The sequence below is a fragment of the Nitrosopumilus sp. S4 genome, assembly GCF_054515835.1.
Genome location: NZ_CM137258.1, coordinates 1,038,234 through 1,055,725 on the forward strand (window position 1 = coordinate 1,038,234; position 17,492 = coordinate 1,055,725).

Consider the following 17,492-nt stretch of genomic DNA (forward strand, 5'->3'; position numbering starts at 1 on the left):
GTGGAATATGCTACAAGCTAAAGTTTCCTAGATTTGAAAAACAACAAAAATGCGAATGCAAAAAAGATTAGATTCCAAATTGTTTAGTGTTTTGATTGTATTTTATCGCTCTAAATTTCCTACACCGCTATCAGCAGATACTTGCTCATAGTTGTTGGTATGACAATTTGGACACAATCCTCTAGAGAATTTATCATTATACACGGTTCCGCAATCAGTGCATACTTTCAAATCTTTTACATCAATCATAGTTACTGAGAAGCGCATTCAGTGTTAAGTATTACTAGTTGGCATTTTATGGAGAGTCACAAAAATTCAAAGTGAAAAGAAAAAGAGAGGTTATCTTAGTCGCCTGTAGATCTCTTTGAATTCAACTGACAAGTTGTAAGACATATTTAGCAGATGTGCAAGCTGGTTCATCGATGTCTTGTCATGTCCTAATTGTCTTAAGATAGTTAGTGCCTTTTGCGGGGAACTAGGCAAAAGGCGACTCTGTCCAGACCATGCCTTAAAGGCCTCCTCCACATCAAGACAAAAGTTCATGACAAATTCTTTCCAGTTAGGCATTGCCTTGAGGGCTTTCTCATTTAGCAACACCTGAGATAGTTCACGAAACTCGTTTTTTCTATCCACGTATAGCATGTCAAGTGCTTGTGTGATTTTTTCTGGAATATATCCTCCAGTGTTTAGCATGTACATTCCTGTGATACTCATAAAATATTATACTCATTATCAGAGATAAAGTAGTAAGTCGATTTTCTGAAAATTTGTAAAATAAAACACAACAAAATTAACAGATGTAAAGAATAAAAAAATAAAAAATGTTGAACTTATTGGAATGGATCAATGAAGGGACAGTTCACAATGTGATCTTTGTCCATTGGACGAGCAATTCCGATATCTAGCAATCCTGCTTCTTTGTATGCATTAATGTCATCAATGGTTTCAAGTAATTGGGCTTCCTCAGGATTATCCCATCCAACCATAAAGATTCTCCACATTGGAGAATAGTTGGCATCACCAGGTGCACCTGCTGCTATTCCCGGTTGGAATCCTAACGGACCAGTACTCTTTAGACCATTTTTGAACTGAAACAAATCTACAGCTGCTGAGTTTGCAATTAGTTTTGCAGATGTTGGTGAACTAACAACACCCATCATATCTGCAGGACCGCTAGGAGTAGCATCTGTTACAATGTAATAGATAGTTCTACCATCTGGCCCCCATCCACGATGAGCAATGAAAGTTACTGTCATCTCTTCTGTATCGATATCAAGAACTTGTCCACCACCATAAGGAGTAGTATCAGTCAAAGTTTTGTCTTCTTTGACCATCATTTGTCCTTGTGGCCAAACAATTTGTGGCATGTTAATTACAACATCAACTGGGGTCAATGTTACTTCTGCTTCAGCTGCATCCATAATCTGCTCTTCAGAATCAAGTACTCTTGGAGTTGTACCTTCTTTCCATGTAACATGCACATGTGCAGTCAATGCACTATACTTTTCTGCTTGTGCAGGAGTACTAGTGAAGACTTCACTTTGGAATCCATGTACACCACCGCCTTCAACGCCGTTGGTGAACATGAATGTTTTAGAAAGTGCAGCTTTTGGAGTATTCTTCAACAAAGGTGCAAGTTCTACTTGCCATCCTTGATTCTTTGTTATGATATCTGCATGTGTTTTGTCACTAGAATCAGTGATGATAAAATAAACATCCTCACCGTTATAGTAACCATGATGCATTGGTATGGTTGCTGGAACGTTTGCTCTTGATAATCTAAGTACAGAACCCAAGTCAGCATCAGTCTCTTCTTCCATATGGTGTTTCTCCATCATGGCGTCTTTCTCCATCATGGCTTCTTTTTCCATTTTTGGTTTTTCTTGAGCAACTGGTGCTACAGGAGTTGATTTTTGTTGTTCCATCCATGCGGCTTTTCCACCGGGGATTTCAGAACACAACTGGACTCCGCAGACGCCAGTACTTGAACCATATTGATTGGTGCTAGTACCTTTGCTTTTGAGAGCGTTGGCATCTGCAAAATAATCAGTTGTCAATCCTGCTGTAAACAAGGGAAGAATTGCAAGAATTGCAATGTATCTTAGATTCTTGTTCATGAGTGCAAAAACGAATTTTAACTTAAAAGAATTTATCCAAATCAGACAACTTCAGGCAAGCTCAGAAAAACGATTACCAACATAATCCCAATTTACAACATTCCACCAATTTTTAACATAGTCAGGTCTTCGGTTTTGATATTGTAAGTAGTATGCATGCTCCCAAACATCCAATCCCAACAATGGAGTTTTTTGAACTGTCCAAGGACTAGTTTGATTCGATGTTGTCATGATTTCAATTTTGTTGTATGTCGGGTTAAAGACAAGCCAGCACCATCCACTCCCCTGAATAGAGACAGCAGTCTCTGAAAATATTTTTTTAAAATTATCAAAGCTATCAAAATACACATCTATTGCATCCTCTAATTTCCCACCAGGGATTCCATCATTTTTTGGATTCATCGTCTCCCAAAACAATCTATGATTTTCAAAACCACCGCCAAAAAAATTGATTGCACTTCTAGCTGATTCTGGAACACTGCTCAGATCTGAGAGTATTGCTGAGATGTACTTTGGATGAGCATCCCCGCCAATTGACTCAAGTGATTTGTTCAAGCCATCAACATATGACTGGTGGTGCTTTTTGTGATGGATTTGCATCGTCTCTTTATCGATAAAGGGTTCAAGTTCATCATAACCATAGGGTAATCTTGGAAGTTCGTAATGAACCATAAGTCAAATAATTTGTCTCCACATATATTTTTGAAGCAATTTCTGAATCAAGTTTTTATTGAAAAAACATCTGGAAAAAAATATGATTCATCCCAGTATTAGCATAGTCTTTCCAAATAATCAGCAGACAGTCTCACTGTTTTCATGGATATGCAAAAAGATTGACAATGTCGATGAATTAAACGAGTTTGTAATGTGGCATTTGGATATTATCAATCAAACAATCAATGAGATTGCCAAAACACAAAAAATCAATTTATCAAATAATAAAATTGCAAAGGAGTGGGCAGTCAAGTTTTTAGAAAATTATGAGGAAAGGATTCGTAAAATGAGAAATACAAGCAACCAGGTTTTTGAGCGATTCCATCATCTAAAAGACACATATTTTAAAAAAATCATAGATGAAAACAAAGACAAGAAGATAGAGATTGAAGAAATACTGAAAGTTTTTCATAACAACAATGGATTACTGATTGGAAAAATAATATTTGCATACAGAGAAACATGGTTTTTAGCAAAGCAATTGACAAACCCAGAATCTAACCTTAGTTCAGTAGAAGAATACCAAAAATGGGTTACCTCAAACATGTCCAACCTAAAAGAAACAAGAGATTCCTTGGAGAAAATTCACGAAGAAATCAAAAGGTGCAAAGAATGATTAATCTAGGCGGCAAGCATACAACATGAGAAAGTTAGGAACAATTGATTTAGAAATTTTGCACTTGGCAAAAAAAGAGAATGGAACATTTAATGAAAAAAATCTAGAAAATTCCAATTTAAAGAGACTAGGAGTGGGAAGAATCCTTGATGCATTAGCATCACTGAAAGACAGAAAAATGATTTCACTCAATGATGATGGCTCTTTTACCATGACTCAGCTAGCAAATGAGATTCTTTGGAGCAATAACATTCCAATTTGGGCCAAAATCCTAAGACTGCTTCAAATAAAATCATGCAGCATTGCTGAGATCACTGACATCCTGAACATAAAAGAAGAGCAGATTACAGAAGATCTTGAAAAATTAAGAAAGAATCAATTTATCCTAATGTCACCGCAAAGACAAGAAGAAAAACTGGTAAAAATTTTTGAGATACTACCAGAAGGAATTGAGGAGATAGACAAGACAGAGACTCTGGGTTTTGATAAGATAAATTTCGAGGAATCCAAAGGAGGCATCGAGATAATTAGTTTGATTGACGAACTAATCAAAGAGATTCAAGATTCCAATCTAGAGATCTCAAAAAAGGATAACATGGTAGAAAAACTATACAAGTTAAAAGAAAAGCTAGAAATTTAATTACTTTGAGCGAATTTTGTCTTGAATTTGAGCAAGAATTAACTCTGCCTTGTTCTTGTTTTCATAGTTATCAGCAGTCTCATCCATGATGGCATCAATCTCATAGCTCTTATCAACTAGAATGTTTGCAACATGATCATCTAGGGTTCCATTTCCAATCAAATAGTATGCAAAGACAGTATTTTTCTGTCCTATTCTGTGCAACCTGTCTTCTGCTTGTCGGTGAATTGCAGGACTCCAATCAAGTTCTGCAAATATGACATACTTTGCACGAGTCAAATTGATACCAACATTTCCTGCACGAAGCCCGGCAATCATAAGTTTTGATTCGCCTTTTTGGAATTTGTCAATCTGGTCCTGTCTGAAAGTATCAGTTTGTCCACCAATAATTGAGACAGGTGAGAACTCCTGAAGACTCTCATGGAGTAGTTTATGGATTACTTTGTGGTGACAAAATACGACAACGCTTTCTTCAATTTCCATGATGTTTTTTACAAAATTAATCACATGAGGCAGTTTTGCAATTCCGGCAATCTGTCGTTCGCTCTGAATTGCCCTATGGTATGATGCAGATTTTGAGAATTCAGTCTCTGCTACCTTTTGTTCCTCTTCTAGTTTCTTCCAGATTTTATCAAGTTCTTCAAGATAGTAATCAGTATCAGATGCGATGACCTCTTTGTATCGAACTTTATCTTTTAGCTCTTTTAGTACATCAGATTTTTTCCTTCGAAGCATCACATGCTTTTGTAATTCATTTCTTAGAGAATCACGTTTGTTTTCCAAGACAATTGCTTTGCCTTTTTCATTGACATAGCAAAAGTATTCACAAAATTCCTTAAAGCTTCCAAGCAATCCGGGTTTGAGAATATCAATAATAGGCCAAATTTCTGAACCACGATTGTAGATTGGAGTTCCAGAAAGTCCAATTCTATATAACACAGATGGAAGTGCAGCTAGTTTTTTGACAGACTTGTACTTTTGAGTAGTCTTTGATCTCAGGTTATGTACCTCATCACAAACAATGGTTTTGATTCCAAGTTTTGCAATATCGTTTTGTCTTTTGTAAAGTAATTCATAATTAATTACGTAAATGTCAGTCTTTGGAAGTTCTTTTGATTTTCCGGTTCTAATCAATGTAACACTTGGTGATTCAGAGTCTAGTACTCTGCCATTCTTGCTTTTTTTCTTTAGAAATTTTTGAATCTCTCTTTCCCAGTTATTCAGGGTTACAAGAGGTGCAACTACAAGAAGAGGAAATGTTTGTTTTTCAGTTGCCACATAAGATAATGTTTGTACAGTTTTTCCCAAACCCATCTCGTCTGCAAGTAAAGCATTTCCGGAGGATTTGAGCAAAAAATCCAACCCTTCTTTTTGGAAGTTTAGAAGTTTGCCACGAAATTGATCACCGGCCTTTGCTTTTTTTAATTTGTGTTTGATTGGAGGCAAAGTGGGTTTTGGAGCAAATGTTTTGATAATTTTTCTCTGCCATGCAGATTTTGATAGAATCTCAAGGGGATAGCGGTCAAGAATTAGTTTTATTTGCTTTACACTCTCAGTGCTGTCAGGAACAATAACCTCATTGGCAGTTTCGCCATACCATGCCTCAGGAACCAGCCTGGAAATCATACTTACGGCACGCTCACCAGTAATCTTCCAACTCCAGATTTTGGAATATTTGTCTAAAACATATTCCAAAGTTCCAATATTTTCCATGGATGTTTCCATAATTTGTCGAGAGAATGTTTTTTTGCCTTATGAATCTTCATGTTTTTGACGATCATTAAATAATCAAAGAAAAATCTGCAAGAGTTAAAATATGATGGAGAGGTTAACTTTAGGGAAAAATATCAATCTCGCACCTAGGCTCAATTTAAGGAAAATCAATGACAGAAACTGGAGTTCAGGTCCAAATATGACTTTGAAATTTGAATTTTTTAGAAAAAATAAAAAATAAATTTTAACATGGGATCAATTTCATTCTTTTTTGATAAATTATTTTTCAACTGTGATCTCATTAAGAGAATGATTTAGTTCTAAAACAATTTTAAAAAAATCAAGATTTGTAAAAATAAAATGCTAAGAAGGAACAGTGATACTCTATAATTTTCTAGATATCAAAAATACTCAAATCACAATATATGTTTAAAATTCATAAGATATCAAGGAAAACGTGGATTTTAACCAAAAAGAAGAACCAAATGTGGAAAAACCAATCATTATTGCTGCAATGCAAGACATGGGAAATGTCGGAAGCATTGTTGTAAATTTTATCAATGATTCTCTGAAGACTAGAACATTTAGAGTTGCAAGCACACCATTTCCAACATATGTTGTTGACAGAGGAGGATACATTGATCTTCCAAATGAAAGTTGGGAATACAAATTCACAGAGGACTTGATTGTCTTTGGTGGCGGAAAAGGCCAGCCCCAAAGTACTAGTGAGTTAAATGAATTATGTCAGGATGTAATCAATGTTGCAAAAAAGTATTCTGCAAAATTCATTTACACACTAGGTGGTTTTCATACAAACAGATTTTTTGACAAGAATCCAAAAACATTCATCACAACAACGTCTAAGGAATTGACCAAACAGATGGAAGGATTAGATGTTGAGACCACTCCACAAAAATCAATCATAACAGGCTTTAATGGTCTGATATTGGGATTTGCAAAAAAGAACTCCATTCAGGGAATAGGAATGTACGGGGAGCTAAATGAGCCCGAAATCCCACAATATAGAGCAGCAATTAGCATTATCAAAACTCTTGAAAAACTGACATACAGAAAATTAGGAGATACCAGCCAACTTGAGGCCATGGCACAAGAGATTGAAAGGAAGTTCAAAAATTAGTAATCAGTGGGATTTTCCAATTGGATGTGGTTTTGTATTTTCATCATGGCAATCACATGAACAAAGATGTGCCTTATGATTATTCATGCAATCAATGCATTCGTAATGTTTTCTTCCCTCACAAGCTGCACAAATCATCTTATCTCACATAAACAGTAGATGAATTTGAATTTTTTCTAAATTTGGGGCAAATCAATAGTTTATTTCGCTTCTGCCAAGCAAATTATCTGTCAAATCAACATAACCCTGTGGATCTAACTCTTTTGCAAATCCTTTGTCTATATTTATCAGATAAATTGAATGAAGATGGGCATTTAGTATATCATCGTATTCTATTGGAGGGTTCTTGTAGTAACGATCACATAATTTCTTGATTCTATCAACGTCTTCTTTCTTTCTTGCATTGGGGGGCAACAAAAAGATCTTCGATATTGGCAATATTCCCACAGCAGGAGTTGCCAACGAAAACTTTGAGCAGTGCTGACTGTATCTAGCAATCTTGCTCATTATTCTTGCAGCATAATAATCAAGAGTATCCATTGCATGCTCTGGCGGAGTAAAGCCAGTTTCAATTTCAATTATTGTGTTTCCTCCACCCTTTTTTGCAAATATATCACAAACAAGAATTTCAGAGACATCTTTTTCAACATCGACAACATATCCTCTGGAGATTAAATTGGATGCACAAATCAATTCCAATATCGAGTGGTTGATTTTTACCAAGTTTTTTTGATACATTTCAATTAGCTGGTTGCGAACATAGTTTAATTTCGAGACGTCTTTTGGTTGAAGATTTTTGGATAGATTTTCACACATCTTATTTACATCATTTCGGAATTTTTCCAAATCCATAATTCAAGATAAGGTAATTTTAGGGGTTTAAGAATGAGCTGGGAATGACTTTATTCAAAGTTTGGAGAAAAATTGCTCAAAATAAATTGAAAAATGGCGAAATTTTATTCATCCCTTGTCTTAACTGCAAAAATTAGCATACATGTCGTGCTCAAAAATAAGGCAATAATCATAGGTTTATTCTCAGTAATGCTTCTCTCATCATTTATTCCAAATTCTGAGGCAAAGTTATGGGAGCTTGTAATTGATATGAACGTAGAAAAAACAACCATCCACTCAGGGGAATCATTAGTGATTACAGGCAAAGTAGTTGATCATTCTTACAAAGGAATTCAAGGAGCAGAAGTTCTTATCAGAACAGGTTCGGACACCACTAAAACATTTACTGACCCATGGGGGGTTTTCAGAGCAGAGTTCAAAGACTTTCAGAGAACACCAGGAGTATACACTGTCAACGTAGTAGCATCATGGTATGGAATGACGGGATTGACAAGCACACAGATTCAAGTTAAAGGAGAGATTTCACAAATATCAGCACTCCAAGAGAAATTAAACACGGAGCAAGCAGTAAGGTATCTGAGTGCAGATGCAAATGACTTTGCAAAAGACCCAATCGGTCAAACATTATTCAAATATTATCATGGTTTACTGGATGAATTAATTTTAGAACAAAAGGAGGCAAGAAAACCAATTGCAGACCAAGTTTACATCGAGCAACAACGCCAAATTTCAAATTCACTTCGTGATCAAGCAATTAAGGAGTTCAATCCACGTCCTGGAGTATATTCAGGATACCAATATGAGGATTACATCAATGGTGTTAATCCAGAGATACGTGAATTAATAGCAAGCCAGTTAAACTTTACAAAAAATAATTTTGAGCAAGCACAAAGTGTCAGGGATCATATTCTTGAAAACGGTGGAACATATGAAGAGGCAAGAGCAGTATATCTGAGTCTGATTAGCATTCCAAAAGAAGTTCTTGAAGAATTCAATCAGGAAAAACTAAATGAAAAAGCAGAAGAAATTGCTGATGGAAATCAAACAAATTCAAATCCACAAAACCAATGAACGATTGATAATTTCTACGCGGGCCTTATATTCAAAATTACATCAATGTAATTGATGAAAATAGATATTCCATTACCATGTCCAACTTGTGGCGGAAAAATGTATTCAATTTGCTACGAATCAGCATTTTCAATCCTAAAAAAACGAAGTTGGCAAGTGTGTAAAGAATGCAGTTTTGAAAGAAATTCTGAAGATTTTAAAAAATCCATCTGCTGTGCATAGCAGCATTTTCTATTTTTTGCTATATTCCACCAATTAACAAAGAGGAATAAACAAAATCAAGAAGAAGGATTATTCTTTTGAATCCACAATACAGTAGATACAGTTTTGATATCCTTCAGAATTTGCCTGAGAAAAAGTATCTGGAATAAAATATCTCTTATGAACCATCATTATCTCATCCATCAAACAGTCATCAGTTTCATTAAGTAAATCATGAACTTGTTTTTTGTTCTTATCACCCAAATAATTTGCCATACATTCAATGATGTTTACCAGTATAATACAATGATTGTTTATCAATATGGCATAATTTTCAAAAACAATGATTCAGAAATTAACTATTTCAATTCTCATCAGAATAGAAAAAATAAAAAATTATTCGGTGTAATGAACTATAATCGTATTATCCATTACAGGATGAACTGCTATAATGTTATCACCCTTTTCAGCAAGAAAATCATTTACAACATCTTGCAAATAAACGCCTTGCGATAATTGCTTTGTTTCAAAATAACGAATTTTGTGAATCATTACAATAAAGAGTCCCAATGAACGTATTAAAGATTCTAAATTAACATTACAATAATTATTTTAAATGAGAGTAATTGCAGAATTAGTCATAAACCATCAGGTTCTTTTCTTCAAGCAGACTATGAATTTGATGAACAGAGCGATGGATTTCTTTTTCAAGTTTTGCACCAACACAAACAAGTTTTCCTGATGCAAAAATTAGAATCACAGTTTTAGGATCAAGCATTCTGTGAATTAGTCCCGGGAATTGCTCTGGCTCATACATACTTCTAGGCAAAGTTCGGGCTGCTTGCTCTAAATTGACTCTGCCTCCCAAATTAATTGAAGAGACTATGTTTTGGATTGTAACGACAGGTTCGTTTTTTATTTTGACCTTGCCTTTTCTGAGAATCCCTACTACTTTGTTTACTGCAGATTCTGCTAATTCATGAGATTTTGCGCCTGTGCAGACCATCTTTCCAGTGCTAAAAAGCAATGTCGCAGTCTTGGGACTTCGAAGTCTAAAGACAGCTCCTGGAAATTGTTCTGGATTGTATTCAACATCAGGGAATTTTTTTGTTATATCTACAAGGTCCAGTTTTTGGTCTATTGTAGCAGAGGCAACAACGTTAACAATTGAAATTAATGGTTTAGTTTGAGTCATCTTTTATTATTTTCTACCTATAATTCCATATCCTGATCTAGTCTAAGACCTTTGTATCTATTTCTAATAGTGACTTCAGTGACATTTGCAGCTTCAGCAATGTCGCGTTGAGTTCGGTCTTCACAATTTTTTACACATGATAGATACAGTGCAGCAGCAGCTAATCCCATTGGATCCTTTCCTGCTGATTCTTTATGTTCCTGTGCTTCTTTTAGAACTTTAATTCCATAACGCTTTGTCTTCTCAGAGATTCCAAGTTTACTTGCAATTCTTGAAACACATTGTGTAGGATCAACTACTGGCATCTTTAATTCTAATTCTTTATGTAATAATCTGTAACATCTTGCAATATCTTTTTTCTTTATGTTACCTGCTTCTGCAACATCTTTTAGTGTTCTAGGTGTTTCAGTATCTCTGCAAGCTGCATAAAGTGCAGATGCAATCAATGCAGAAATTGAGCGTCCCTTAACAAGGCCTTTCTCTAATGCTTTTCTGTAAATGTAAGCTGCTTTTTCAATAACAGAATCAGATAATGATAGTTTGTCTTTGAGTCTTGCCAATTCATTGAGGGCTTGACGCAAATTTTTATCAGCAGATGCATTTACTTTACTTCTGCTATCCCATGTTCTTAATCTCTCAATGGTACTTTTCATTGTGGATGTTAGAGGTTTACCAGATGAATCGCGATTAATTGGATTAATTATTGTAGCAAGTCCTCTATCATGCATTGCAAGAGATGTTGGAGCCCCTGTTCTTGTAGGATCAGCTCCTCCTTCTTTAGAAAATGATCTCCATTCAGGTCCTGAATCTTGAAGGGTTTCAGTAATTACATATCCGCATTGACCACAAAATCGCTCTCCAGTGTCATTATCTGTGAGCATCCCTTTTTTTCCGCATCTGCGACATACTGAGTCGGCATTGATTGTTTCTAAGACCAAAAATAAGACCAATATTGGTTAATTTATTCACTATATGAACTGGCTTATTTAGTAAAATTTTGAGCAAATTCCGAAAAATCATTAATTTTGTACCTATTACAGGGTAACACGGTAGTAATCCAGCCTCTCAGGATTCAATTTTTGCACAAATTCAATATTTTCATGTCTGTCTATTCTGTTTTGGATGACATCACGCAATTGCAGGCTAGTCAGATAGGTGTACCCCTGGTTCTTTGCAATTTCATTGAAGAGTTTTCTCATATTTGGTCCCCCGCCATGACCCCAATATCCCATCTCAAGGGCCAACGGCTCCAAAAATATGGTATTTTGTTTCCCATAATTTTCATCAGAAATATTTCTTATCAGAGAATAGTTTTCAAGTGGACCACCCTTTGCAAATCCAATAATCTTGCCAGTTTCAGAACCAAATCGCAATGTAACCAAAATTGTTTTAGAATCTTCAATGGATTCAAAGAATGCGTTTTTGTTAAATTGTAGTGTGTCTGGAATTTCATCATATATCTCAAACAATCTTTTCTTTGATTCAGAATCAAAATTCTTTTCTTTTTCATGATATGGCACTAGTGGAATTTTATCATAAACAACACTAGCTCGCACTTGAATCTCTTTTTCTCGAAGCTTGGAAAAAGACAACACGTTGTTTACAAATATCTCACGCATTTCTTTTGGAAATGAACGAAGAACTTTGTCTGTCATATCTTTCTCAACGAACATCAACTGTTCAAAGTATTCAACTGCATGCTTTACTAAATATTCTGGATTCCATCCCATAGAGTGAGCATTCTTCTTTGCCAATGCAAGTGAATCTAAAAATTCACCATAGGCATATGCTCCGATTCTGTCTGTGACGGATAAGAACCAACCCAAGTAGAGATAGTGTTCTTGTTTAGTTGAATCATTTGCATAAACAGATTCTGAAAAATATTTTGAGATTATTTTCATGATTTCATTTTTTTGTGATTCCCATGGGTATGTGGTTTTTAAAATTAAAATGGCAACCAAATTAGAATCAATTCCACACTTTTCAAATATCTTTAGCAAAGAATCATCAGTAGTAACAAAATTAGAGGCTAAAATTTCATGGGGCTTGTCTTGTTTTTTATCAGGCTCATAGTCATGAAATAATGCAGCTGCAAAAAGATGTTTAAAATCATCTGTTAAGATAGTTGACTCAAATTCCTCTCCTCGAGATGCTAAAAGTGTGTTATAGGTGACGATCAACTCGTGATTTACATTATGAAATCCATAGTATTGATCATCTAAATTTTGTTTGTTGAATTTCTTCAAACTAAAAGACAATAATTCAGAATAATGCGAATCAGTCAGTCCTTCTCTTTTTAACAAATAAGAAATCTTATCTTCTAATTCTGCACTCCCAGGAATTTTTGAATCGACCAAGATATCACTTATCTCATTGCCACCAATATAGAGATACGCAGGATTAATCTTTCTTGTTTCAAAGTCAAAAATTAATCAGTAATTCCTAGTGCCAAAATTTGATGTATATACAACTACGTCAGATAAATCATATTGAGTAAAAACAAGCAAGAAAAAAATTCAAAAATAATTGCATACCACAAAACAAGTTGCATCACATGCAAGAAATCCATTACGGAATTGGAACGAATGAATGCAGATGTTGAAAAGCGTGATTTCTTCAAAGATCCATTTACGGTAGCAGAACTAACAAAAATTATCAAAATGACAGGAAAGAAACCCTCTGAGATGATCAGAAAAAGAGACAAAATGTACAAAGAGTTAGACTTGGAGAATAGCAAGAAAACAGATAGTCAAATTATTCAGCTAATGGTAAAACATCCAGGACTGATATTGCGTCCAATAATTGTTACAAAAGACAAAGCATTGGTTGGAAAGATTAACTCAAAAATGATAAAGTAATCTCAAGGATTTTCTTTTTTGAATATTCGAATAGCTTCTAAATGAGAACAATTTGCCTTTAGGCCTTTTCCATGATGAAATTTGTAAAAGTTTTTGAATCCAGGGCATTCGCATGTATCTGAAGTCACAAAGTAGGATTTTGTAGGATCCGAAGAGGATTTTATCTGAAACAAATCATCTTCAATCTTTACAACCCCGCCACTTTCTACAAGCTTTTTTGCCTTTCTTATTGTATTTGCACTCATTATTTCATCAAATGTAAATCAATTTTTATTCTTTAATTTTTTTCTAATATTTGCCCATTCTTCTCCCTCTTGGGCCATTGCATTCTCATAAAGTAATTCAAATGTCCATGAAAGTATTTCACCCCAAATTGCTTTTAGAGAATCATCATCAGTCCATATGATACTAGTTTTGACGGCATTCATTGCAAGAATGTTATTTGTATTTTTAGTAGGGTTTTTGTTCCATTTTTTCAATACCCTGTCACAGAATTCCAAAATTTCAGGTTTTGTCAGAACGAGCTTGTCTGGATCAAAAGCAGGTTTTTTGCTCATGTATTTTTAAAACCAAACTTTGTTAAAACAGTTTAATTTTAATAAAATTCCTCACATATTCATAAAATACTTAAATTATATTATCACCTTAACTATGTGACGAGAGATTTGCTTTTCTGCCAACAGTAGAGCCTGGAATTCGTTTCACTCTCGTCATCTTTGTTTAAATAAAAAATTCAGTTTTTTCTAAACTAATTTAATAAAATGAAAAAGTTTTGAATTTACTCAAAACAAGTTCTAACTTTGTCTGTGATTTTGGAAGCATTCTCTGCAATATACAGGTCTATCTTCTCTTGGTTTGAATGGTATTTGACATTCATTTCCACAGTCACCACAGGTTGCATCAAACATCTCTCTTGGTCTATCATCTCGTGATCCAAATCTGGAACGTCTATTGTCTCCATAGTTTGATCTTCCGCCAGATCTTCCACCAAATCTAGAGCCGCCACTACGTGGGGCCGGTTTGTGATTTTGGAAACATTCTCTGCAATATACAGGTCTGTCGTCTTTTGGTTTGAATGGTATTTGACATTCATTTCCACAGTCACCACAGGTTGCAGTAAACATTTCTCGTTCTCTATCGTATGACATATTTCTGACTTGAGTGAACGCCTGCTGTAATTAAACTGTGGGAAATAGAATTTCCAAAAATCAGTGATTTTTGAGCACAAACCATATCAAAAAATTATAAACTAATTTTCTTACTTGATTCTATTGGGCCTGAAGAGATATGTTGCCACCAGAATGGCAACTATGTTTGGAGTTTTAATGATAACGCTACTGATCACCATCCTCCTAGTTGGATCAAATATGGATACCATATTGAAACAAGGAATTGTTTTTCAGGTAAGAGCAGAGGTAACTGAAAACCCAGCCATTGCAGAGAGTTTCTCATCAGTAGATGAATTCGAAGAGTTCATCCAGAGTCAAATTGATCAAAGAATTGAGGTGCTCGGGTTAGATGAGCCGTGGTATTCGCCTCAAAGAGTCGGAGTTACAATGTACAAAATACTACTCTTAGATTTTGGACATGCAACATTTCTTACAAGCGATTCTGGATCATCAAATGTCAAAGACATAATATTTGAGAAACTTCCAAGAACAATTCTACTTTTTACAACTGCAACCATCATAATTTCAATAATAGGAATTTTTCTTGGGGCATTCTCAAGTAGCAAAGTTGGATCTGTTGTCGATAGAATAACGTCTAGTTTTGCAATTATTAGTTCAAGTTTTCCTGTGTGGTGGATTGGAATGTTGATGATTTTTCTCTTCTCTTTTACATACCAAATATTTCCAGCAAGAGCAACGCCGGACATTCCATCATCGGATCCTGGATATTTTGTAGCGTTACTGTACCATATGGCATTGCCATTAATTACAATTGTAATGATTGGTTTTGGCTCATGGGCTTATCTTGTAAGAAATTTCATGGTAGGAATCATGCAAGAGGATTTCATCATTGCAAAAAAAACTATTGGTATCAATCAAAAAAGGATCATATACACACATGCTCTAAAAAATGCCGCACCTCCAATTGTAACAATTTTAGCGTTGAGTCTATCAGGTTCACTTGGCGGTGCAATCATCACAGAAGCAGTTTTTGATTGGCCAGGTATGGGTAGGCTCTATTTTGAGGCAATAACTGTAATGGATTTGCCAGTAATTATTGGGGCCACATACATTCTCACAGTATTTTTCCTGGTAAGTATCTTCATTGCAGACTTGCTTTATGGCTACTTTGATCCTAGAGTGAGGACAGGTCAATGAGTGGAATTACACCTGAAGAAATCAAGAGAGAATTTTTCAAGAGTACTTTAGGGATTGCAGGAATCTTAATTCTAGGAATATTAATTGCAATTTCAATTCTTGCAATGGTTCTGATTCCAATTGAAACATTTCAAGAGTGGAACAATCCAGGAAATTGGATTTCTTATCCAAAGGTTGCAATACCAATTTGGGTTAATTTGTTTTTAGCAGAAAAAATTCCAGAGCACAAAATTATCGAGGACCCAATTGTTCAAAGAATATCAGAGGGGGAAATTTATCTTGAATCACATCAATTTGGATTCAATTACATCTATGATGACTTTCCAAATGATTTCATTTACCAGTATTCTGCAGAATATTCTGGATCACCACTGCTCCAAATATCAGTGATTAGACCAGACGGGATAAAGTTAGACATTTCATCCCTTTCACTTCCATATTCAGATTCAAAAACTATTCACAGTGAAAGGATTTTTTCTACTGATGAGGCAATAAAGAAGAGGCTTTCATTGCAATCTGAATATTTCAATCATGATTTATCCAGATTATCTGTGGAAGACATTATTTTTTCTCAGACTATATCAAATGCCCCACTGAAAGGAGATTACATTTTTTTGATTAATCTCTATGGAGTGCACCAAGACAACCAGATTACAGAATCAAAGCTCATCATCGGAGGAAAGGCATTTGGAGTTATGGGAACAGATGAGTTAAGACGAGATTTGGCAGTTGGGCTTCTTTGGGGAACCCCGCTTGCATTATTCATCGGATTAGTAGTATCAATTGCCTCAGTGATTGCAGGATTGCTCTACGGAGTCTACGCAGGCTACAAGGGTAAAAAGACTGATGAGGTCATGATGAGATTCAATGATGTAATATACGCACTTCCGGCATTGCCATTTCTCATAATTCTCTCAGTAACAATTAGTAACAGTATTTTTGTAATGGTAGGATTTTTGATGATTTTTGGATGGGTCGGCATTGCAAAAGTTGCAAGAAGTATGTCACTTCAAATCAAAACTCGTGGTTATGTGGATGCAGCTACAATGATGGGACAGAGTAAATCAAAAATCATATTCAAACATATTTTGCCACAATTACTCCCATATGCATTTGCAAGTATTGCAATATCAGTACCGGCTGCAATCACAACAGAGGCAGGTCTTAGTTTTCTAGGATTAGGAGATCCATCATTTCCAACATGGGGTCAAATTCTTCATGATGCAAATACATTTGGTGCGGCCTCAAGAGGATTATGGTGGTGGATAATGCCACCCGGAGTGATGATTGCAATTACGGGATTGGCTTTTGTTTTTATTGGAAATGCTCTGGATGCAATTGTTAATCCAAAATTAAAGCGATAAATCTAGAGTTCAAATTTGCGAATGAGTTCTATTGCTTTGTCGTTTAATTTTATTGAATAGCATGACGAGTATTCGTCATTGATTGCAGCCAATTTGTTTGCAAATACTTTTTTGCTGTGACCGCCTTCAGATGCTTTGTCAGATTCATCAAAGCAAATATTCATTTTTTTCATGTTTAATTCATTTTTTAAAAGAAATGCAATGAATTTTTTATAATTTTCAGTATCTACCCAGTCTATGTTTTTCTCCTTGCTAATCCCAATCCAGATCTCAATTGAATTTTGATAAAGTACTTTCTTTCTTAGTTCTTCTAATGCCATTTTACATCAACTAAAAGTCGGCTCTTTGCATCTTTGAGCCACAGCGAGGACAAGAACCGCCTTTGTGTTTGTTATTGCAAACAAGACAGACATACTTTACTCCTGAAGAGCCACCTGATGAACCCATTCCAAAGAATCCACCACCGCCAGTTCCGGATTCTCCACCATATCCTCTCATACGACTCATGTATCGTCTTCGTAGCAATAGCGGGAATGCAATGAAGATTGCCAGGGCTGCGCCCAATCCATATGGGAATGGAAGAACCATTTGCAAGCCAATACTAATGGCAAGCGAGGCAAACAAGAATATCAGATATGACTTGTAACTAAACAATTCAATGAAAGTAGCCCCAAAAAAGGTTATAA

24 protein-coding genes are annotated in these 17,492 nt (G+C 35.3%); 8 read left to right on the top strand and 16 right to left on the bottom strand.

The window, feature by feature from the left end; all coding sequences use genetic code 11:
- Positions 1–102: 102 nt before the first annotated feature.
- The 4 genes from ACX119_RS06005 to ACX119_RS06020 form a co-directional block, all read right to left on the bottom strand.
- Entirely contained in the window at positions 103–249 is a 147-nt protein-coding gene (locus tag ACX119_RS06005; RefSeq protein WP_459350395.1) for a hypothetical protein, read from the bottom strand.
- Positions 250–339: 90 nt separating this feature from the next.
- Positions 340–714, bottom strand: coding sequence for a hypothetical protein (locus ACX119_RS06010; protein ID WP_459350396.1), 375 nt, complete (start codon positions 712–714; stop codon positions 340–342).
- A gap of 116 nt (positions 715–830) precedes the next feature.
- Positions 831–2,117, bottom strand: a complete 1,287-nt coding sequence (locus tag ACX119_RS06015; RefSeq protein ID WP_459350397.1) for a DUF7482 domain-containing protein — start codon at positions 2,115–2,117, stop codon at positions 831–833.
- A 51-nt stretch (positions 2,118–2,168) separates the two neighbouring features.
- A complete protein-coding gene (locus ACX119_RS06020) occupies positions 2,169–2,789 on the bottom strand; it encodes a superoxide dismutase (RefSeq protein WP_459350398.1) in 621 nt (206 codons plus the stop codon).
- 82 nt (positions 2,790–2,871) lie between these two features.
- Between ACX119_RS06020 and ACX119_RS06025 the strand changes: the two genes are divergently transcribed.
- Positions 2,872–3,447 (top strand): hypothetical protein, encoded by a 576-nt coding sequence (locus ACX119_RS06025; RefSeq protein ID WP_459350399.1) that lies wholly within the window; start codon positions 2,872–2,874, stop codon positions 3,445–3,447.
- A 25-nt stretch (positions 3,448–3,472) separates the two neighbouring features.
- Positions 3,473–4,087, top strand: coding sequence for a hypothetical protein (locus ACX119_RS06030; RefSeq protein ID WP_459350400.1), 615 nt, complete (start codon positions 3,473–3,475; stop codon positions 4,085–4,087).
- Here the strand turns inward: ACX119_RS06030 and ACX119_RS06035 are convergent, their stop codons facing one another.
- Positions 4,088–5,812, bottom strand: a complete 1,725-nt coding sequence (locus ACX119_RS06035; RefSeq protein WP_459350401.1) for a DEAD/DEAH box helicase — start codon at positions 5,810–5,812, stop codon at positions 4,088–4,090. It lies immediately after the preceding gene.
- Between the two features lie 445 nt (positions 5,813–6,257).
- Between ACX119_RS06035 and ACX119_RS06040 the strand changes: the two genes are divergently transcribed.
- Complete coding sequence (locus ACX119_RS06040) at positions 6,258–6,938, top strand: PAC2 family protein (RefSeq protein ID WP_459350402.1); 681 nt, start codon at positions 6,258–6,260, stop codon at positions 6,936–6,938.
- A gap of 192 nt (positions 6,939–7,130) precedes the next feature.
- Here ACX119_RS06040 and ACX119_RS06045 read toward each other — a convergent pair whose 3' ends face one another.
- Positions 7,131–7,790 (bottom strand): hypothetical protein, encoded by a 660-nt coding sequence (locus ACX119_RS06045; protein WP_459350403.1) that lies wholly within the window; start codon positions 7,788–7,790, stop codon positions 7,131–7,133.
- Between the two features lie 93 nt (positions 7,791–7,883).
- Here ACX119_RS06045 and ACX119_RS06050 point away from each other — a divergent pair, with 93 nt between their 5' ends.
- Together ACX119_RS06050 and ACX119_RS06055 are read left to right on the top strand one after the other, a co-directional pair.
- Entirely contained in the window at positions 7,884–8,861 is a 978-nt protein-coding gene (locus ACX119_RS06050; protein ID WP_459350404.1) for a carboxypeptidase-like regulatory domain-containing protein, read from the top strand.
- A 54-nt stretch (positions 8,862–8,915) separates the two neighbouring features.
- Entirely contained in the window at positions 8,916–9,083 is a 168-nt protein-coding gene (locus ACX119_RS06055) for a hypothetical protein (protein ID WP_297592075.1), read from the top strand.
- A 69-nt stretch (positions 9,084–9,152) separates the two neighbouring features.
- Here ACX119_RS06055 and ACX119_RS06060 read toward each other — a convergent pair whose 3' ends face one another.
- The 5 genes from ACX119_RS06060 to ACX119_RS06080 form a co-directional block, all read right to left on the bottom strand.
- Complete coding sequence (locus ACX119_RS06060; RefSeq protein ID WP_459350405.1) at positions 9,153–9,338, bottom strand: hypothetical protein; 186 nt, start codon at positions 9,336–9,338, stop codon at positions 9,153–9,155.
- A 120-nt stretch (positions 9,339–9,458) separates the two neighbouring features.
- Positions 9,459–9,614, bottom strand: coding sequence for a hypothetical protein (locus tag ACX119_RS06065; RefSeq protein WP_459350406.1), 156 nt, complete (start codon positions 9,612–9,614; stop codon positions 9,459–9,461).
- Positions 9,615–9,696: 82 nt separating this feature from the next.
- Positions 9,697–10,257 (bottom strand): TATA-box-binding protein, encoded by a 561-nt coding sequence (locus ACX119_RS06070; RefSeq protein ID WP_459350407.1) that lies wholly within the window; start codon positions 10,255–10,257, stop codon positions 9,697–9,699.
- Between the two features lie 17 nt (positions 10,258–10,274).
- The gene (locus tag ACX119_RS06075) at positions 10,275–11,138 is read right to left on the bottom strand and encodes a transcription initiation factor IIB (RefSeq protein ID WP_459352002.1); all 864 of its coding nucleotides are present in this window, start codon (positions 11,136–11,138) and stop codon (positions 10,275–10,277) included.
- Between the two features lie 153 nt (positions 11,139–11,291).
- The gene (locus ACX119_RS06080; protein ID WP_459350408.1) at positions 11,292–12,614 is read right to left on the bottom strand and encodes a hypothetical protein; all 1,323 of its coding nucleotides are present in this window, start codon (positions 12,612–12,614) and stop codon (positions 11,292–11,294) included.
- Positions 12,615–12,746: 132 nt separating this feature from the next.
- Between ACX119_RS06080 and ACX119_RS06085 the strand changes: the two genes are divergently transcribed.
- Positions 12,747–13,115 carry an arsenate reductase family protein gene (locus ACX119_RS06085; protein WP_459350409.1) on the top strand — a complete coding sequence of 123 codons (369 nt, stop codon included), beginning with the start codon at positions 12,747–12,749 and terminating at the stop codon, positions 13,113–13,115.
- Positions 13,116–13,117: 2 nt separating this feature from the next.
- On the opposite strand, the gene ACX119_RS06090 is transcribed toward ACX119_RS06085, so the two are convergent.
- The 3 genes from ACX119_RS06090 to ACX119_RS06100 all read right to left on the bottom strand — a co-directional run bounded on the left by ACX119_RS06090 (position 13,118) and on the right by ACX119_RS06100 (position 14,263).
- Positions 13,118–13,360, bottom strand: coding sequence for a hypothetical protein (locus ACX119_RS06090; protein WP_459350410.1), 243 nt, complete (start codon positions 13,358–13,360; stop codon positions 13,118–13,120).
- An 18-nt stretch (positions 13,361–13,378) separates the two neighbouring features.
- Positions 13,379–13,672 (bottom strand): hypothetical protein, encoded by a 294-nt coding sequence (locus ACX119_RS06095; RefSeq protein WP_459350411.1) that lies wholly within the window; start codon positions 13,670–13,672, stop codon positions 13,379–13,381.
- A 237-nt stretch (positions 13,673–13,909) separates the two neighbouring features.
- Entirely contained in the window at positions 13,910–14,263 is a 354-nt protein-coding gene (locus tag ACX119_RS06100; protein WP_459350412.1) for a CxxC-x17-CxxC domain-containing protein, read from the bottom strand.
- Positions 14,264–14,392: 129 nt separating this feature from the next.
- On the opposite strand from ACX119_RS06100, the gene ACX119_RS06105 reads away from it, so the two are divergent.
- Together ACX119_RS06105 and ACX119_RS06110 are read left to right on the top strand one after the other, a co-directional pair.
- A complete protein-coding gene (locus ACX119_RS06105) occupies positions 14,393–15,442 on the top strand; it encodes an ABC transporter permease (protein ID WP_459352003.1) in 1,050 nt (349 codons plus the stop codon).
- Positions 15,439–16,806, top strand: coding sequence for an ABC transporter permease (locus tag ACX119_RS06110; RefSeq protein WP_459350413.1), 1,368 nt, complete (start codon positions 15,439–15,441; stop codon positions 16,804–16,806). Before ACX119_RS06105 ends, ACX119_RS06110 begins: the two co-directional genes overlap by 4 nt.
- A gap of 2 nt (positions 16,807–16,808) precedes the next feature.
- Here the strand turns inward: ACX119_RS06110 and ACX119_RS06115 are convergent, their stop codons facing one another.
- Both ACX119_RS06115 and ACX119_RS06120 read right to left on the bottom strand, forming a co-directional pair.
- A complete protein-coding gene (locus tag ACX119_RS06115; RefSeq protein WP_459350414.1) occupies positions 16,809–17,126 on the bottom strand; it encodes a hypothetical protein in 318 nt (105 codons plus the stop codon).
- Between the two features lie 10 nt (positions 17,127–17,136).
- Positions 17,137–17,313 (bottom strand): hypothetical protein, encoded by a 177-nt coding sequence (locus ACX119_RS06120; RefSeq protein ID WP_459350415.1) that lies wholly within the window; start codon positions 17,311–17,313, stop codon positions 17,137–17,139.
- Positions 17,314–17,492 lie beyond the last annotated feature (179 nt).

Excerpts from the sequence above, each read along its gene's own strand:
- ACX119_RS06020 (WP_459350398.1), bottom strand. The coding sequence starts at position 2,789 with ATGGTTCATTACGAACTTCCAAGATTACCCTATGGTTATGATGAACTT.
- ACX119_RS06115 (WP_459350414.1), bottom strand. The coding sequence starts at position 17,126 with ATGGCATTAGAAGAACTAAGAAAGAAAGTACTTTATCAAAATTCAATT.
- ACX119_RS06050 (WP_459350404.1), top strand. The coding sequence starts at position 7,884 with ATGGCGAAATTTTATTCATCCCTTGTCTTAACTGCAAAAATTAGCATA.
- ACX119_RS06075 (WP_459352002.1), bottom strand. The coding sequence starts at position 11,138 with ATGCTCACAGATAATGACACTGGAGAGCGATTTTGTGGTCAATGCGGA.
- ACX119_RS06120 (WP_459350415.1), bottom strand. The coding sequence starts at position 17,313 with ATGAGTCGTATGAGAGGATATGGTGGAGAATCCGGAACTGGCGGTGGT.
- ACX119_RS06100 (WP_459350412.1), bottom strand. The coding sequence starts at position 14,263 with ATGTCATACGATAGAGAACGAGAAATGTTTACTGCAACCTGTGGTGAC.
- ACX119_RS06095 (WP_459350411.1), bottom strand. The coding sequence starts at position 13,672 with ATGAGCAAAAAACCTGCTTTTGATCCAGACAAGCTCGTTCTGACAAAA.
- ACX119_RS06035 (WP_459350401.1), bottom strand. The coding sequence starts at position 5,812 with ATGGAAACATCCATGGAAAATATTGGAACTTTGGAATATGTTTTAGAC.
- ACX119_RS06005 (WP_459350395.1), bottom strand. The coding sequence starts at position 249 with ATGATTGATGTAAAAGATTTGAAAGTATGCACTGATTGCGGAACCGTG.
- ACX119_RS06030 (WP_459350400.1), top strand. The coding sequence starts at position 3,473 with ATGAGAAAGTTAGGAACAATTGATTTAGAAATTTTGCACTTGGCAAAA.
- ACX119_RS06110 (WP_459350413.1), top strand. The coding sequence starts at position 15,439 with ATGAGTGGAATTACACCTGAAGAAATCAAGAGAGAATTTTTCAAGAGT.
- ACX119_RS06045 (WP_459350403.1), bottom strand. The coding sequence starts at position 7,790 with ATGGATTTGGAAAAATTCCGAAATGATGTAAATAAGATGTGTGAAAAT.
- ACX119_RS06060 (WP_459350405.1), bottom strand. The coding sequence starts at position 9,338 with ATGGCAAATTATTTGGGTGATAAGAACAAAAAACAAGTTCATGATTTA.
- ACX119_RS06025 (WP_459350399.1), top strand. The coding sequence starts at position 2,872 with ATGATTCATCCCAGTATTAGCATAGTCTTTCCAAATAATCAGCAGACA.
- ACX119_RS06090 (WP_459350410.1), bottom strand. The coding sequence starts at position 13,360 with ATGAGTGCAAATACAATAAGAAAGGCAAAAAAGCTTGTAGAAAGTGGC.
- ACX119_RS06065 (WP_459350406.1), bottom strand. The coding sequence starts at position 9,614 with ATGATTCACAAAATTCGTTATTTTGAAACAAAGCAATTATCGCAAGGC.
- ACX119_RS06010 (WP_459350396.1), bottom strand. The coding sequence starts at position 714 with ATGAGTATCACAGGAATGTACATGCTAAACACTGGAGGATATATTCCA.
- ACX119_RS06070 (WP_459350407.1), bottom strand. The coding sequence starts at position 10,257 with ATGACTCAAACTAAACCATTAATTTCAATTGTTAACGTTGTTGCCTCT.
- ACX119_RS06055 (WP_297592075.1), top strand. The coding sequence starts at position 8,916 with ATGAAAATAGATATTCCATTACCATGTCCAACTTGTGGCGGAAAAATG.
- ACX119_RS06015 (WP_459350397.1), bottom strand. The coding sequence starts at position 2,117 with ATGAACAAGAATCTAAGATACATTGCAATTCTTGCAATTCTTCCCTTG.